This window comes from Mesorhizobium sp. P2_E10 (genome assembly GCF_056404235.1).
On record NZ_JBFUEK010000003.1, the window covers coordinates 423,824 to 439,428 of the forward strand.

13 protein-coding genes are annotated in these 15,605 nt (G+C 57.5%); 4 read left to right on the forward strand and 9 right to left on the reverse strand.

Features of this window, described 5'->3' with window-relative positions; genetic code table 11:
* Positions 1-29: 29 nt before the first annotated feature.
* The 4 genes from AC1D0N_RS10975 to AC1D0N_RS10990 all read right to left on the reverse strand — a co-directional run bounded on the left by AC1D0N_RS10975 (position 30) and on the right by AC1D0N_RS10990 (position 4,654).
* On the reverse strand, positions 30-1,001 hold the full coding sequence (locus AC1D0N_RS10975) for a hypothetical protein (protein ID WP_477243640.1): 972 nt from the start codon (positions 999-1,001) through the stop codon (positions 30-32).
* A gap of 299 nt (positions 1,002-1,300) precedes the next feature.
* A complete protein-coding gene (locus tag AC1D0N_RS10980; protein ID WP_477243642.1) occupies positions 1,301-2,176 on the reverse strand; it encodes a class I SAM-dependent methyltransferase in 876 nt (291 codons plus the stop codon).
* Between the two features lie 213 nt (positions 2,177-2,389).
* Positions 2,390-3,526, reverse strand: a complete 1,137-nt coding sequence (locus tag AC1D0N_RS10985; RefSeq protein WP_477243644.1) for an acyltransferase family protein — start codon at positions 3,524-3,526, stop codon at positions 2,390-2,392.
* 144 nt (positions 3,527-3,670) lie between these two features.
* A complete protein-coding gene (locus AC1D0N_RS10990) occupies positions 3,671-4,654 on the reverse strand; it encodes a glycosyltransferase 61 family protein (RefSeq protein WP_477243646.1) in 984 nt (327 codons plus the stop codon).
* A 285-nt stretch (positions 4,655-4,939) separates the two neighbouring features.
* Between AC1D0N_RS10990 and AC1D0N_RS10995 the strand changes: the two genes are divergently transcribed.
* Entirely contained in the window at positions 4,940-6,811 is a 1,872-nt protein-coding gene (locus AC1D0N_RS10995; protein ID WP_477243648.1) for an acyltransferase family protein, read from the forward strand.
* A 176-nt stretch (positions 6,812-6,987) separates the two neighbouring features.
* Here AC1D0N_RS10995 and AC1D0N_RS11000 read toward each other — a convergent pair whose 3' ends face one another.
* Together AC1D0N_RS11000 and AC1D0N_RS11005 are read right to left on the reverse strand one after the other, a co-directional pair.
* The gene (locus AC1D0N_RS11000) at positions 6,988-7,728 is read right to left on the reverse strand and encodes an ABC transporter ATP-binding protein (RefSeq protein WP_477243650.1); all 741 of its coding nucleotides are present in this window, start codon (positions 7,726-7,728) and stop codon (positions 6,988-6,990) included.
* Positions 7,729-7,735: 7 nt separating this feature from the next.
* Positions 7,736-8,944, reverse strand: a complete 1,209-nt coding sequence (locus AC1D0N_RS11005; protein ID WP_477243652.1) for an ABC transporter permease — start codon at positions 8,942-8,944, stop codon at positions 7,736-7,738.
* Positions 8,945-9,191: 247 nt separating this feature from the next.
* Between AC1D0N_RS11005 and AC1D0N_RS11010 the strand changes: the two genes are divergently transcribed.
* The 3 genes from AC1D0N_RS11010 (at position 9,192) to AC1D0N_RS11020 (ending at position 12,979) form a co-directional block, all read left to right on the forward strand.
* Positions 9,192-11,180, forward strand: a complete 1,989-nt coding sequence (locus AC1D0N_RS11010; RefSeq protein WP_477243654.1) for an SDR family NAD(P)-dependent oxidoreductase — start codon at positions 9,192-9,194, stop codon at positions 11,178-11,180.
* 201 nt (positions 11,181-11,381) lie between these two features.
* On the forward strand, positions 11,382-12,314 hold the full coding sequence (locus AC1D0N_RS11015; protein WP_477243656.1) for a glycosyltransferase family 2 protein: 933 nt from the start codon (positions 11,382-11,384) through the stop codon (positions 12,312-12,314).
* A 122-nt stretch (positions 12,315-12,436) separates the two neighbouring features.
* On the forward strand, positions 12,437-12,979 hold the full coding sequence (locus tag AC1D0N_RS11020; protein ID WP_477243658.1) for a sugar transferase: 543 nt from the start codon (positions 12,437-12,439) through the stop codon (positions 12,977-12,979).
* Here AC1D0N_RS11020 and AC1D0N_RS11025 read toward each other — a convergent pair.
* From AC1D0N_RS11025 to AC1D0N_RS11035, 3 genes are all read right to left on the reverse strand, one after another.
* Positions 12,967-13,914, reverse strand: a complete 948-nt coding sequence (locus AC1D0N_RS11025; protein ID WP_477243659.1) for an NAD-dependent epimerase/dehydratase family protein — start codon at positions 13,912-13,914, stop codon at positions 12,967-12,969. The two genes, AC1D0N_RS11020 and AC1D0N_RS11025, sit on opposite strands and share 13 nt — an antisense overlap.
* The gene (locus tag AC1D0N_RS11030; protein WP_477243661.1) at positions 13,911-15,101 is read right to left on the reverse strand and encodes an O-antigen ligase family protein; all 1,191 of its coding nucleotides are present in this window, start codon (positions 15,099-15,101) and stop codon (positions 13,911-13,913) included. The genes AC1D0N_RS11025 and AC1D0N_RS11030 overlap by 4 nt, the downstream gene beginning before the upstream one ends.
* 103 nt (positions 15,102-15,204) lie before the next feature.
* The gene (locus tag AC1D0N_RS11035; protein WP_477243663.1) at positions 15,205-15,534 is read right to left on the reverse strand and encodes a hypothetical protein; all 330 of its coding nucleotides are present in this window, start codon (positions 15,532-15,534) and stop codon (positions 15,205-15,207) included.
* Between the last annotated feature and the right edge of the window lie 71 nt (positions 15,535-15,605).

Consider the following 15,605-nt stretch of genomic DNA (forward strand, 5'->3'; position numbering starts at 1 on the left):
GCCACACGCCGCCCCCCAAAGGGACACGTCTAAGAAACCTGTGCCGAGCGCTGGAACGCACGGACGGCCATCTTTGCAAGCGATCTTACCGCTCCTGAGATGCTTGGCTTGATCGGGGGCGATGCGGCGGTGGCGGTGATCTCAGCGCCCTCAGAGTAGGATGCGCCAGGCGCCGGCCGCGGCTCGAGAAGGAACGCTTCTTGAAAGCCAGAGCGAAAATGGGGGCGATAGGAGGGCAATGCCTCGCGCATCCGCTCGATACATATTTTGACGTTTTTTGGCGTCAGCGGATATTCCCCCGGCTCGCCTCTTAAGGTCCGCAGAATTTCGACAACAGCGCGATGCTGATCAGCGGAAGGATTGGCGCTGTTCACAAGCCGGAGCGCTTCGACCAGCGGATATGGCAGTGATTCATTGCCGCCAGCCTGGCTGTGGTCGAAGCCGTCGCCTGAGACACCGATCATGGCCAGAAAATCGGCAAAGAGCGAACCTCCCACCCACTGGGCGCGATCGTAGGGAGCCAGTATGAGATTGGGTACTTTCAGCCAACGCCGGAGGATGTCGATCTGAGATGGGTCGTAGGCGAACGGCCTTTCATTTAAGGGCCGCGTCCAGTACTGGTCGTAGTGTCTGACCACTTCGTTAAAGGCCGAGATGACAATATCGCTGGGATGGCGGATATAAGCGATAGTGCGAACGTCGTGACCCTTGAGGCACGACAGAAACAATTCAATGTCGACGGTGGGCTCGCACAGCATTTCCGAGCTAATGAGCAGCGTCCGTTCCCCTGCTTCCTCCAGCGTCTTTGCTAGTCGGTCGGGACCGAAGTCCGGTGAATTGGGCATGAACGCTGCAGCCAACGGATTGTGGTTCGGCCAGTCGGTGCTGGTCGGTTTGTAAGAGACGCCTCGGTCTGAAAGGAGCGCGGCGTTCCGGAGCAAAAAGGACTGCAGCGCGCTTGTGCCCGTTTTGTGGACGCCGATGTGGAGAATGACCTTCATTGTCCAGGGCAATCCTCAAGTCGAAACTTGCCAGTCCGCCGCCGGGAAGGAAATAGATATTGGATCTCAATCCCAAACATTCCAAGGCTCCCGCCCAGCTAATGCAATAACCTCGACAATTGCGCCCGGTTCATCGCAACTCAGTCAAATTAGCCGCTATCGATGTACCTTGGCACGTCAAGCCTATGCCGTCGGCATAGAGCGGCAACGGGCTCTCCTTCGCCCCCGTCAATTCAGGGAGAATAGCATCGGCCGAAATTTTCATAAACCGTGATTCATGGTTATCCGCAAGCCCATCGCTAACTGGCAGGCTGCATCAGGACCGACACCTGGAATGGATCGAGTATCGATCGGTCATGTCCCACGATTTTCCAACCGTCTCCACCCAAAAAGCCTATCTCGCAGGAGATGTCGCCGTATGTTTCGCCTTCGATGCCACCATGAGGAAGATAGGCAAATCCGTTGACGCGGTGGTTTGACTGCATTTTCGCAGCAATGGAAGTCTTTCGAATTCCATCGATGAATGGCCAGAATTCGATTGGTCGAATGGTGGCCACGAACAACCCGCCAGGCTTGATGTATTTACGAACTGCCGCGAGGCAGGCTTTTGCGGTTGAAGGCGCAAGGTGTGTGAAGACCGAGAAGGCGAAGATCAAATCGAATTTTTGGTCGTCGACCGGTAGATCAGAAGGTATCCGCTCCGATTGAGCAAATTTTCCAGGCAATCTTGCCTCTCGACACAGGTTGAGAGAGTTGTCCCACGCGTCGACCCCCCATATGCGTGATGGGTCGCTGTAGTAGTACATCATGCGCAGGATACGGCCGTAGCCGCACCCGAAGTCGAGGATATCAGAGCCTGCCAAGGGCTTCTTCGTATACCGGGTGAAGTTATTTTCGAGCTGGCGGGCAAACGAACTGGTTTGTCGATAGAGATCGATGCCAGTTGCTCCGGTCCACGTCTTCTGCACTTCGTCATTGGCCATCGCGGGGAGGAGACGCGACAAGCCAGGATAGTCCTCGTTCGGCAGTGAGATCAAAAAGAGGCCGAAGTCGTCTAGACTCATCAGGCGTAGGAAAGTGAGCGCCTCTTCAACCGTGCATCCGCCAATCGCCGCACGTTCTGCGGCCTTGATGTGGGGAACAGCAGTGGAAAACATGCGAATATTCTCGCTCAATCTGGCATTCTCGTGAGGCGCGCGACCATGTAACACGCGCCTAATTCCAGTCAACCAATCAATCGTCAAACGGATCACCTCAAACTACCAGCCAAGCGGATCGTCATTCCGGGGTCTCAGGGTTTGGTCAACATTCTTAATTCAGCGTCCTTGGCACAGACTTTGCGGTAGCGCTACTGGAGAAGGAGTGCTTAGCAGAATGAACCGGTCACCCTATCTAAAGCGGATAATGTGGGCTCCTAAAGCCATGCCGGGCCGCTCGATGTAGCGATAGCTCAGCAACGACAGCGGGATCAAAATCGTAAGCGTCGCAAGGACAGAGGCAAAGAACGGCGCCGACCTCCCATCCAAGGATGCGTAGAGTGCCCGGTACACACCAAGGCGATCCAGAATGACGATAACGACCGGATGCCAAAGATAGATGCTGAAACTGGCGTTGCCGATCAGTTTCGCAACCGAGTTCACGAGCCACTTCTGCGGATTTAGAGAAACCCCAACGATTGCGCTCGCCAAAGTCACCGCCCAGATGGTTTTAACGCCGGAACTGACACTAGGCCCCAGAATTGACCCAAGGAACGCTGCGATCTGGTTTGCGAAAGCGATCAGGCCAACGATTGTTAAGAGGCTGGTGACCAAGACCAGTGGGCCGATATGAGGCGAACTGCGGCGAAGCCTAAGCCACGTATAGTATCCTGCTATTCCTGCCGCGAAATAGAACAGGTGAGCCATGACAGAGAGTTGAGAAAAGGTTGCCAGCGGCCCTTCCGTTCCCTGGAATGCCAATGCCCATTTTGCCGCCAGGAAGATTGCTACGGCAAGGAAGATCAAGGACCGCGCAAGTCCAGTGATTGCGAAAACCAATAGCGGCAGGATTGCGTAGAATGCCATCTCCACGCCGATCGACCAGGAAGCCATGACGAAGCCGGTGACCTGTTGCGGTAGGAAATTGAAGATGAACAGCGCAGAACTGACAAATTGCGAAAGCGGAAACGGCTTTCCTCCCAACATCCAGAAAAGCGGATAGTAAAAAATCATCATAAAATAAAATAGCGGCGCAATACGCAAAAAGCGTCTGGTGTAGAATTCGCGCAAATCGGCGCGCGATTGAATCCGGCCGGCGTAACCAACGAACAAACCAAACGCGCTGACGATGTAGAACAGTGGCACACCAAACCCGAAATGTGTGGGGATGAAAGACAGATAGTCCGGTATCTGCAGCTTCGGCAACGCGACCAGATGGAAAAGCATGATCGCCATGGCTGCATAGCAACGCATCGCCAAGAGTCCGGGCAATTCGATCCGGGCTCGATCTGCTTCTGCGGCTTCTCCTTTAAATGCCTCGGCGTCCATTCCATCCCCGATCGTTTGGCGGTCCAGCTTCTCTAACGGCGATAACCGATGCTCGCAATCTTCATGAACCGTGGCTCGCGCGCAGGCAGCACGTTCCCACGATTGCAATGGGCGTCCCGTCCTCTGCAAACTGTGAACTCGAGTCTAAGAACGGGCAGAAGCGTCGATCACAGATGACAAAAGGTCATCCGCCGAACGCGGCCTTTCCTTGAAACCGGGAACGAAAACAAGCTCTTGGTCACAAACGCGGCAAAGCTCGCTCTGCATGGGATCCGCAGTTTGCCGTTCAGAGCGGTCTCCAATCTCTATCACTTGCGTGCCCCTGGCCATGAAGACAGAATTATGAAGGACACTTCCGGTGAAACCAATGAGCGTCCTTGCCCGGGAAATGGATGCAACCTGCGCCTCGGCCCCCATGTTTTGAGGCAGAATGGTTACAGCGCCGCGGCTGGAGAGCGCATAGTAAACGGATCGTTCTGAAGGGTGCCAGCGTCGATGGTCCTCCGATCGCATGACCACCACCGTCTCGTCGCTTTGCTGCCGAGCCAATTTGGATCGGACCCGATCGTAGATGGTGGCCATCGCTGGATGGACTGTCGGGCTTGCGACGCCGAACGATGTGAGGCGCTGGGGTACATATAGGCGATCTACCGACATCGGTTTCGGAGAGACAATGATCTCCCGTTCGCCCCAACCAGCCGCTCGAAGGATTGGATTTGTGTGCCGTTGGTAATCTTCCGTCCAGTCGTTTTGCCCCACGATCTCGTACGGCGAGAAGATCACTGGGACATTTGGGAGCTCGTCCGCCAGGGCCGCGGTCGAAAGCGTTTCGATCAGGAAGTGACCCCACGCATAGAAAAAATGGCCCCCATAGATCGCCGCGTCGAAGCGCAAAGGATCAGGTACAGGGTCGCGGCTTCGTGAAATTGAGATGTCCGGCCGGTAACTTGAGACAGGCGAACCTGGTCGCACTGAATGGAACACTAGCGCTCCGGCCTGATCGTAGACCGCGCCCTGATAGGTCATAGACGCCCTTTCGAAGACGGTCTGGGTTATTGTTGCGTGATTGATGGTTCGATACGTCGCCGTCACATCATGATGGAAAGCCGATTGGGTCGCCGAGGTCATGCTCTAAATCCCATACGGAGGTCCTCGCGGGCATACTCATTTTGTCGGGTGCGCATGTAGCACGCACCGTGCTCCAATCAAATACGTGCCTCATCGCCTGAGATCGCAGGCGTGGCATTCAACGGTTTCGGGCGACCTATCGCGGGGTTCAAATAAATTCCCAAGCGCCGCCCTGGCAAGTAGATCCCTGTGAACGGTGGTAGGCTTTGTCAGTAAGAGGTCAGAACTGTCCTTGACGGGTGAAAATCTCGCCGATATGCGATTGGTCTCAATTTGATGGGCGCAATGCGACAAAGAATCCGGCAAGAGATCGAAGGTCTGCGGGCACTGGCAGTCCTGTCCGTCGTGCTATTTCATTTCGGTGTTGCATGGCTCTCTGGTGGGTTCTTGGGCGTAGATGTATTCTTCGTTATTTCGGGATTTTTGATAACGAGAAATATAATCCTAGAAGAGGGGAGTGGAAATTTCTCTCTTAAAGATTTCTATGTCCGTCGGTTTCTTAGACTTTTTCCGTCCGCTGCAGTCACTATATTTACTACATTGGTGGTGAGTTTTATATTTCTTCCACCAGACGAAATTATCGATCTAGCGCAATCTGCATTTGCGGCAACATTTGCAGTGTCGAATATCTATTTCTGGGGGGAAGTCGGGTATTTCGATGTTGATGCCCATCTCAAGCCTTTGCTGCACACATGGTCGCTTGGAGTGGAGGAGCAGTTTTATCTGATTTGGCCGATGGCATTGGTTACTACTGTGCGTCTGAGCGGAGTGAAGGGTGCCGCTTGGAGAATTTGTTTTCTGGGTGCCTTGGCATTGGTCGTTTCGCAACTGGTTTCTGAAAATAGCCCAAGTACTGCGTTCTATTGGATGCCTTTTCGAATATTCGAGTTCGCCTTCGGAATCCTGGTGGCACTCCCGTGGTACTCTAGGCGGTTGACAGGAAAATGGGCCGATCTTGTCGGCCTGATCGGCCTTGCCTCCGTCTCCGCTTCGATCCTGTTCTTGCGCGACTCTATGCCAATGCCATCTGTTTGGTCTCTCTTTGCCTGTGCCGGCACCGCAGCGATCATCTATGTCGGAGATGTAAGACCGGTTGCTCTGCTATTGTCCAACCGTGTTATGTCCTTCATAGGGAAAATATCCTACAGTTTCTATCTGGTTCATTGGCCCGTCGCCGTTTTCATGCCATTGGGGAATTGGCGAGCCAAAATCGGTGCTCTAGTCGTATGTTTTGTGGCTGCGATCGCTCAATTCTATATGGTCGAGCAGCCGTTGCGTCGTGGTGACAAAGTCAACAGATTAATAGGTGCTTCAGCATCGGTCTGTATCGCTGTGTCGATGGTAGCAGCTGCGTTCCTGGCCTCGGGATATGCCCTCTATAGCGATGGCCTCAGGTTTCGGCTGCCACCTGAATTGCAGAACATCCAATCTGCAAACGATATGTGGGGAGAACGCAATCCGACGGTTCGAGTGGGAAAGTGTTTCATCATGCCTGAACAAACCTTTGAGGATTTCGATCAGGTTGAATGCATGGGTATCAAAGAGGGCGAAAAAAACATTCTGGTAGTTGGGGATAGCTTCGCGGCTGATCTGTATTCTGCGCTCAGGCAGGCCTATCCGGACATTAATTTCTTGGAGGCAACATCGGCAGCCTGTGTCCCGATTGTGGGAAATAGAAAGGATGCGAATTGCGAAAAACTTATGCGCTTTGTTTTCGATGATTTTGTCGGACGAGGCGGTTTGGATGCCGTCGTGCTTATGGGTTCATGGGACCCTTATAACATCTCTCCGGGCGTTCAGAGAACGCTCGATGCGCTCGCCGGTAAAGTTAAGCGTGTAGTTCTATTTGGCCCGCCGGTGAGATTCAGCGAGAGTGCACCCGCGCTCATCTTTGAATCGCGCGCGGTCACTTTGACTGCCGCCGAGCAATTCGTATTCTCTCATCGCCACCCATCCGACGTGGCGAACAAGCTACTACTCGAGAGATACAGCAAAGTATCTGAGACGATAAATCTTCAAGAGCTAATATGTCTCGGGCGTTGTCACCTGTTCGATGGTCAAGGCAGATTGATCTTCCTCGACTTTGGCCACTTGACTAAGGCAGGTGCAAGCTACTTGGCAGCCAATATTAAGGCCGCCCATCCCCAGCTGTTTTAAGTTAGGCATCACCAATCCCGCTGACATCTATCGACACCGCCGCGCGACATCGCCGATATGCATCAACGCTATGTCAAACGGGCCAATCTAACGGACACTGTCGGCCTAGCCAGCGCGATGATCGTTCGGAGAAGGGGGTGCTGTCAGTCTGGCAGTCGAAATCCCCGCGAATAGGATCACGACTTGGCCGCTGTTTCCACCCGATTGACCGGCTCTGTCGTGAACGAATCGATCCGACCACTCCTGAGCGTCAATTTCTTCGTGCATACGCTTTGGATAAGCGCCTCACTATGGCTGGCCAGAACGATAATGCCGGCCTTTTCCGCGAGCTCGTCCATGCGCCTTTTGGCCTTGTCCTGGAAAGAGGCGTCGCCGGCGCCAATCCACTCATCCATCAACAGAATCTCGGGATCGAGCGCTGTCGCCGCCGAAAAGGCCAGCCGCGCTGCCATACCCTGGCTGTAGGCCTTGAACGGCAGATCGATGAAATCGCCGAGCTCGCTGAAAGCGATAATATCTTCCATCTTCTCTTCGATCTCGGCTTCCGTCCATCCGCTGATCAATCCGCGCAGCACGATATTCCGGCGGCCGGTGGCCTCGCGGCGGAAGCCTATGTTGATGTTGAAGAGAGCGTCGACCTTGCCCTCTATCGCGACGCTTCCCGCGGACGGCTCGTAGATTCCATAGAGCACCTTGAGAAGGGTTGTCTTGCCGGCGCCATTTGGGCCGACAAGGCCCAATCGGTCGCCCGCCTTGAGTTCGAAACTAACGCCGTCGAGCGCTTGGACAAACTGCTTTCTGCCCGAGCCTTCAATTCTGCCGCCAGGGCCACTCACGCGCTTGTCTGGCGCGGAAAGCGTCAGCTTCTCGTGCAGCTTGTAAACAAGACTAACATTGTTCAGTTTGATAGAAACCATTGAGAACTCAGATTAGAAAGACGACTTGTTTGCGGTACCGGCCAAGCAGCAGCAATGCAATCACCCATGTAAGCAACGATGCGATGATGGTTACAACAAAGGCGTGAGTTGGAAATTCTCCATTTATGATTGGCAGGCGGACAATTTCCAGGAAATAGGTGAAGGGGTTCCATTCATAGGCATATTTTTGGATGGGGTCTTGACCGTTGTTCATCCAGAAGACCGGTGTGAAGAACATGCCGACGCGCAGCAAATTGCCGACTATGAACTGACTGTCAGGGAAGAAGGTCCCGAGAAACGCGAAGACGGTGGTAAGGGCGGGCGTGACGAACAAGATCAGCAACAATCCTGCCAACGACCACAGCCATGGAACGGCGACCGGTGAGCCACTCAAGATCAGTATGACAACGCAACCAGCGATCGCGTAGCCGGCTCGGATGACAGACTGCAACCCCAATCGCATCACATACACAAACAAGGGCAGCGTCGTGCCTTCGATGAAGCTCTCTTCGCGTTGAAAGAGCGCCACGCTCGTCGACATAACCTCCATCAGATAGAACCATACCAGGAGGCCTATTGCGACATAGGCGGAATAACCCGAGGCATCCTTGCCGGCAGGCTTGAACACGAAAACGAATGTGCCCACGAAAGCGACGTAGTTGACCAGAAGCCAAAGGGGTCCAAGCGTCGTGCGTCTGTGCTGATCGCCGATATCTTCGCGAGCAAGCGCTACCCACACCCGATGCAGCTTCATAGCCTTGCTGATATCGTCGACAGCGCCGTTCAGTGCTGCAATCATCGTTCCTGGTGCCGCAATCTCTGTTGTTCTGCTTAATGGCCCATAGCTTCGAAACGCCGCCAAAGGCGCCTCTTCATAGCCATTGCGGCGCGCATTTAGCAACGTATTGCGTCGCAATGAAGTCAGCATCGGGCACGAATCTCTTGCGACATGTCGACTCTCTTGTGACAAGTCGACGCCCGCAAGCCCCGGGATCGCAATCCGCGCGCGATAGCCCGACTGTCGAAAGACCTTGGCCCGGTGCGTCCGACTTGACCACTCCGGCGAGAAACAGTCGGTACGGTTCGACGCGTCTCGGATCGCTTCATAAACGGCGCGAATCACCAAGTTCGCGGACTTTCGACCACAAACAGGCGGCGCATCCTCGGACTCGGCCGCACTCGCTTCGCCAGCGCCGCCGCTGCAGGTCGAACGCACGAAAGTCGGCCCTGTGGCTCGACTTTTTGCCAAACCTCACGAAAATATCGCCCGACCGAGCGCCCAATATCTTAACCAGGCAGGCTTCCAAAAAAATATCTGGCGATGACCGCAAGTCCACGCTATGCGATACAAAGGCGGCGGGGCTGAGGATTGGCACTCTAAACAGGTAGTCGGTGACGAATGATATTCGCGCTCGCGCCACGTTAGTGTCCAAGTCCTTGCGCCTGGAGTTCAGTACTACCCGATGACATCCTACGTAGAAGTCGTGTCCGGACTTCGGCCGAAGCTGCGGCGCGCCATTATCATGATCCAGGACATCGTCATGGTCCTGGTCTCGGTGGCGCTCAGCCTGGTGCTGTCGAGGTCGGATCTGTCGTTCGGGGTGCTCTCTCCCACGGGTCTGGTATGCTGGGCGAGCATCGTCGTTCTCAGCCATCTTTTGTTCAGATATTGCGGCCTCTACAACACGGTGTGGCGGTTCGCCTCGACGCCCGACTTCTTCAACATCCTGAAGAGTTGTGCGACTTTGACTGTCCTGCTCTATGCCGCCTCGCTGACGTTTCGTGCCTTCCAGCCTGTGATCGGCCTCAATGAGCGCCAGTTCATCGTCTTCTTCCTGGTCTCGTTCACCGTCATATCGGCGCCCCGGCTCTACTACCGGTTCCTACGCGACGGCGCGAGCTGGCGAATCCTGAGCCGCGGCGCAGATAATGAACTGGTCAAGCAGGCGCTGTTCGTCGGCAGGCTGGGCGAGGCCGACGTGATCATCCGCTTCACGCGCACTGCGGAGCCGGCGGAATACGCCATCGCCGGGATCATGGCGATCGAGAACGGAGCGCCGTTGGGCACCCGGATTCAAGGGGTTCCCGTGGTGGCCATCCGGCCGCGCCTGGTGGAAGTGCTGGAGGAGTATGCCAAAGGCACGCAAAGCCTCGACATGCTGATTTTCGGCAACGGGGCCGAGCGTGAGATCGAAGAATATTCCGAACTGGTTCGCGTCGCCCGCCATAGCGGCATAGCCGTTGTGCAGTTCTCCGGCTTTTCCGAGCTCGGGCAGGGGGGAAAGCTGGTTCTCGACGCCGTCGAGATGGAAACCATCCTGCGCCGCTCGACGGTTCCTTCCGACATCGAGCGTATCGGCGCTTTTGTCGGCGGCAAGCGCGTCCTGGTGACTGGGGGCGCCGGCTCCATCGGCCGTATTCTGGTCAAACGCTCGCTGGAACTCGGTGCCGAGGCGGTTCTGGTTGCCGATATTTCGGAGTTCGGGATATTTCAGCTCGACCAGTATATCGACGAAAAGGACCACGATCGTCTCAAGAGCCGCATCATCGATGTCACCGACCGGCGGCAGATGACCCGCGTCGTCAGCGAGTTCAAGCCTGATATCATCTTTCATGCCGCCGCCCTCAAGCATGTCCCGCTGCTTGAGGAAAATTGGGAATCGGCGATCCAGACCAACATTTTTGGCACGCTGGTCTGTGCCGAGGTCGCCGCCAAATGCGGAGTTCCGCAGTTCCTGCTCATTTCGAGCGACAAGGCGGTCGACCCGACCTCCGTGCTTGGCATGACCAAACGGGCAGCCGAGCAGATCGTCAGCTCGCTGCACGAAACGCACGAAACGGAGCCGAACGGGCATCGTTCCGGCACCAAGTTCATCGCCGTGCGGTTCGGCAATGTGTTTGGCTCCAATGGGTCGGTGGCAACCATATTCCAGGCGCAGATCGAGGCCGGCGGCCCCGTCACCATCACCGATCGGCGTATGACCCGCTATTTCATGACGGTGGCGGAAGCCGTTGACCTCGTCATCATGGCGGCAGCCGATGCCGAGACCCGCCAGGGCAAGGACGATTATGCCATCTATATGCTCGACATGGGCAAGCCGGTACCGATCCTTGAAGTCGCTGAAACGATGATCCGCATGGCCGGCAAGAGCCCTTACACCGACATTCCGATCCGTTTCACCGGCATCAGGCCGGGAGAGAAGCTGCATGAGGTGCTTCATGGCGAGAACGAGGAAGTCGTTGCGCTCGACATCTCGAAGATTTTTGGCCTGAGCACGGATGTCGTGGAATGGTCCAGGGTCCAGGCCGCGCTGACGGCCCTGCAGGCGGCAATGTGCGATCAGGACAAGGCATCGGCACTCGCCGTCCTGGCAGGGCTCCATCAGGTAGAAGCACCTGCCAGCGACGCGCATCGGGAAACACGCGCGAAAACAGTCGGACAAGCAAGCTAGAGCATGATCCCGAACCGAAGGTGAGCGCAGCAAAAAGTGTGAACCGGTTTTCGGAAAAGATCATGCTCGAACAAGAAGATAGAGCCCCATCCCGATTCCGTCGGGATGGAAGAGGCTCTAGAGCCTGTTGCGGGCTGCTGCGATTGGGTATTGAAACCAATCCGATAGCCGCTCGCGCGCATTGCAGGTGATTCGAAGCCGGTGAACAAACAAGATCAGCGCGTGGCCATATTGCTGGCCACGAAAGATGGCGCACCCTTCATCGGCGAGCAGTTGGACTCCCTGCTTGCGCAGTCGCATCCGCTTGTCGATTTGTGGGTTTCCGACGATGGCTCCACCGACGGCACGGATGCCGTCATCGGCTCTTGGCAGGCCCGTTGGCACAAGGGTCGATTGACACTGGTGAACGGGCCCCGCCAAGGGTTCGCGGCCAATTTTCGCTCGATGATCGTCGATCCACGCATCGACGCCGATTACTACGCCTTCTGCGATCAGGACGACATCTGGGAGCCGGACAGGCTGGAGAGCGCGATTGCCTGGATGCAGGCGCAGGATGCCGCAATTCCGCTGCTGTTTTGTTCCCGGACCGCAACCATGTCCGAAACCGGAGCAGCGCTAGGGCATTCGCCGCTTTTCCAAAGGCCGCCGTCGTTTCGCAATGCGCTCGTGCAAAGCATTGCCGGCGGCAACACGATGACGATCAACCGCACGGCGCGACAGCTGCTGGCAAAGGCATCGGCAAGGACCGAGTTCGTCAGTCATGACTGGTGGACCTATCTCATCGTCACCGCCGCCGGCGGCATGGTCCGCTATGATCCGCGGCCGCTGGTGCGATACCGGCAGCACGAGGCAAATCTGGTCGGCGCCAACGTGTCGTGGAAGGCAAGGCTGTCGCGACTCGGGCGCCTCTTCAGGGGCGAATTCGCCAGCTGGACCGATTACAATCTCAGCGGTCTGGCGGTCAATCGCGACATCCTCACCAAGGATGCGGCCGCCTGCCTTGGCCTGTTCATCAGGTCGCGCAAGGGCGGCGTGCAGCGGCGCCTGCGTCTTCTGCGCCGAAGCGGCGTCTATCGCCAGACGCTTGCTGGAACACTGGGGCTGTACCTGGCATTCATCTGGCGCCGGATCTAGACCGCAAATGCATCTGTCGTGCTTGCCTGACGGGCGGATGGCGGCGTACTACCCGACCGTGATTTTGCCTCCGGCGTCGGCCGGCATTATTGTTTGACCAGGGAGCATGCCGGGGGATGGCCATGAAAGGACCGAAGCGCGCCTTCGATCTTGTCCTGGCAGCTGTGCTGCTACCGCTGTCCTCTCCCGTCCTGTTGCTGGCCATGCTGGCCATCAGGCTGTCGTCGCCAGGACCGGCACTGTTTTCTCAAATCCGGGTTGGGCGCGACGGCGTGCTTTTTCGCTGCCACAAGCTGCGAACGATGTATCTGGGAACGCCGTCACTGCCCTCGCACCAGGCGCCGGCAAATTCCGTCACTGCCGCCGGCCAAGTGTTGCGGAAGTTCAAGATCGACGAGCTGCCGCAGCTCTGGAACGTGCTGAGGGGCGAGATGAGCCTGGTCGGACCGCGCCCCTGCTTGCCCACGCAAACCGAGTTGATCGAACGCCGCAGGAAATTGGGTGTTCTTGCAGCGCTTCCCGGCATCACCGGCCTGGCGCAGATGCGGGCCATCGACATGTCCGACCCGAAACTCTGCGCCGAAACCGATGCCGAATATCTCAAGACGGCCTCAATCGGCCTCGATATCCGCATTCTCATAGGCACGATTTTCTACCGCGGCTGAGCAGCGCCTGATTTACTCCGCCGCGCGAGTTCGGCCAGCTGTTCGAGCGTATCGGTCCGCGACACCCAGCCTTCGGTAACCAGCAGGGACGGATCGCAAATCTGCGTCGCGGTCATGCTGTCCCACAAAGTGCCTTTGCCGAGCACTGTCGCGGCCGCCCGCAGCAGGCCGGCGGGCATGGCAAACTGGCATGGCGCCCGCCCTAGGCCTTTTCGAAAAGCGGCGATGATTGCGCCGATCGGGAGAGGAGGAGCATCGCAGGCGACATAGGCGGGGCGAAGCGGGTGCGAACGGGTCAGCAGGTGCAGCACCGTCCCCGCCGCGGTTTCGCGCGACATCAGCGAGCGCATGCCGGGCAGAGCGGCAACCGGCAGCGGCAGGGCAGTGTCGGCCATACGCATAAGCGTCGCCAGGTTTCCCTTCATGCCTTCGCCATAAACCGGCGGCAGGCGCAGCGCCGTGGCATCGGCGGGCCTGGACGCATAGGCGTCCAGCATCCTGATCTCGCCTTCGCGTTTCGAGCGCCCATAGGCGCATTGCGGAGCAGGGGGCGTCGCCTCGCTGATTGTGCCGCTGAAGCCGGGACCGGCCACCGCGCGGATCGACGACAAATAGATGAAGCGCCCGCTTGTCCGCCAGGCGGCCGCGCGCGCCAGCTGTGCGGTCAGCGTCCCGTTGGCGGCCAGAAAATCGGCCTCGCTTGCCTTGCGGTCATTGTTGAGAGCCGCACAATGGACGACATGGGTAATATCTAGCATCAGCGCCTGGAACGCCTTGGCCGGCGCGTCGACGTCCGGCAACAGGACGGCATCGCTCGCGCGATCGAGCCGTTCCGGGTGGCGCGACGCCATGCGCACCTCGAACCCGGCCTCGCGAAGCTGCTTGACGACCTGGCGCCCGACGAAACCTGTCGCGCCTGTCACCAGCACTTTCATGGCGAGCTTGGCGGCGGCGTCATGGCCGGTGCTGGTCGTTCCGACAACATCTGTTGCCGGCCCGAAGCAAGATATGTCCCGGCCACCAGAAAGACCATCAGCGTCGAATCGAGAATGTCGTGGCCAACCAAGATGCCGGTCAATCCGCCTGTCAGGTAAGTGATCACGGTGACCACAATCATCGTGGCGCCGAACCGCTCGACCGGATCGCTGCTGATGCGCAGGACCCTCGCCGCGTTCCGCGCGGCAACCACGAAGATCGCCGCGAGCGTGATTGCGCCCAACAGGCCGGCCTGTACCAGCGCGGTCAGGAAACCGTTGTGGAAATGGCTAAAACCCCGGTCCAAGCCGAACTGGTCCTGGAACCCCTGATGCATGAGCGCCTGGCTGGCGGCGATCCCATGTCCAAAGATCGGAGCGTCCCGGAAGGCGTCGAGTCCGATCTGCCACAGTGCCACGCGCAGCCCAAGCGCCGTCGAGTGGTCGCCCTTGGTGGCGAGCGCGTTCCAGTCGCTGAAGAGGAAATCGGCGCGTTCCGATATGATGGGGTATCCGACGGTGACGATCGCTATCAAGAGGGCGGCGGCGACCGCCAGCAGGCGAATCGAGTTCAGGCCGGCGAGCCTGCGCCGGTTGACCAGAAGAACCGCGATGCCGGCAATCAGCATGGCCAGCCAAATGATGCGCGTGCCCGAAAGAAGGATGGCGATTGTTCCGGCCAGCGCCGCCGAAATGAGCAGAACCCTCGCCTTTTCGATGCCCGACTGCGCGCCGGCCAGGCAGATCAGGACGCTAAGGCAGGCAACAGTCGCGAACGGGATCGCATTCCCGGCGCCGCCTTCGGCCCGCATGCCAAGCCAGTAATATTGCACGACGGCCAGCACGAGCGCGCCAAAACATGCCGCCGCGCTGGCGACCACGACGATGCGGGCGAGAGTAGCCTTCGCAGTGATGCTCCATGTCGAATAAGAGATCGGGAAGAACAGGAAGGTGATCAGCGCCGCAAGATGCGGCGCATCCACCTTGAGCGCGTTGTTGGCGATCGACGCCAGGACATAGGCGGCGCAATAGGCATAGATCGCGACCGTCATCGCAAGCATCGGTCGGTCGAAATTGAAGCGCCGCCGCTTCAGGGCAAGCAGAAACACCGACCACACGCCGCCGCCATTGAACACAAAACTGACCACCGATCCCAGGACAGGTGGAGAAAAAAAGCAGACCACGGAAAAGTAGACATTGATCCGCGAAGGCGTGAAATGTTGTTTCAGGGACGACAGACGGTTCAATGCTCTAATTCACAATTTTCTGGGTCTTCGGCACGACGGATCTATTCGGCGGAAGCGAACGCGTTGACTTCGAAATTCGCTTGGGATCGCGACAAGCCTGGTGCGCCGGATTTCCGGATCGGGTATAGCTGCTGGGTACGGTTTTCGATAGTGCGGGCGGGGCCGGGCCAACATCAAAAATCGACAGCGCGGCCGGTGCGGCCATGACGGCGCGCCGCTGCCGCCGGCTGACGAGCATCTTTCCCGGTCTAGGCAATATTTTCCCAGCCATTGCCAGCGCATCCGCCCGTTGAGCAGAAATTTCCGAGTTCGGGTCCTTGCGTGGAAAATTCATTCCCGATCCACCCCGTGGCAGGCCTGTCTTGCGTTGTTATGATCAAGGACGATCTGCTAGAACGCCGGCAC

Coding starts and splice junctions, on each gene's coding strand:
- AC1D0N_RS10975 (WP_477243640.1), bottom strand. CDS start 1,001: ATGAAGGTCATTCTCCACATCGGCGTCCACAAAACGGGCACAAGCGCG.
- AC1D0N_RS10985 (WP_477243644.1), bottom strand. CDS start 3,526: ATGGACGCCGAGGCATTTAAAGGAGAAGCCGCAGAAGCAGATCGAGCC.
- AC1D0N_RS10990 (WP_477243646.1), bottom strand. CDS start 4,654: ATGACCTCGGCGACCCAATCGGCTTTCCATCATGATGTGACGGCGACG.
- AC1D0N_RS10995 (WP_477243648.1), top strand. CDS start 4,940: ATGCGACAAAGAATCCGGCAAGAGATCGAAGGTCTGCGGGCACTGGCA.
- AC1D0N_RS11000 (WP_477243650.1), bottom strand. CDS start 7,728: ATGGTTTCTATCAAACTGAACAATGTTAGTCTTGTTTACAAGCTGCAC.
- AC1D0N_RS11010 (WP_477243654.1), top strand. CDS start 9,192: ATGACATCCTACGTAGAAGTCGTGTCCGGACTTCGGCCGAAGCTGCGG.
- AC1D0N_RS11020 (WP_477243658.1), top strand. CDS start 12,437: ATGAAAGGACCGAAGCGCGCCTTCGATCTTGTCCTGGCAGCTGTGCTG.
- AC1D0N_RS11025 (WP_477243659.1), bottom strand. CDS start 13,914: ATGAAAGTGCTGGTGACAGGCGCGACAGGTTTCGTCGGGCGCCAGGTC.
- AC1D0N_RS11035 (WP_477243663.1), bottom strand. CDS start 15,534: ATGAATTTTCCACGCAAGGACCCGAACTCGGAAATTTCTGCTCAACGG.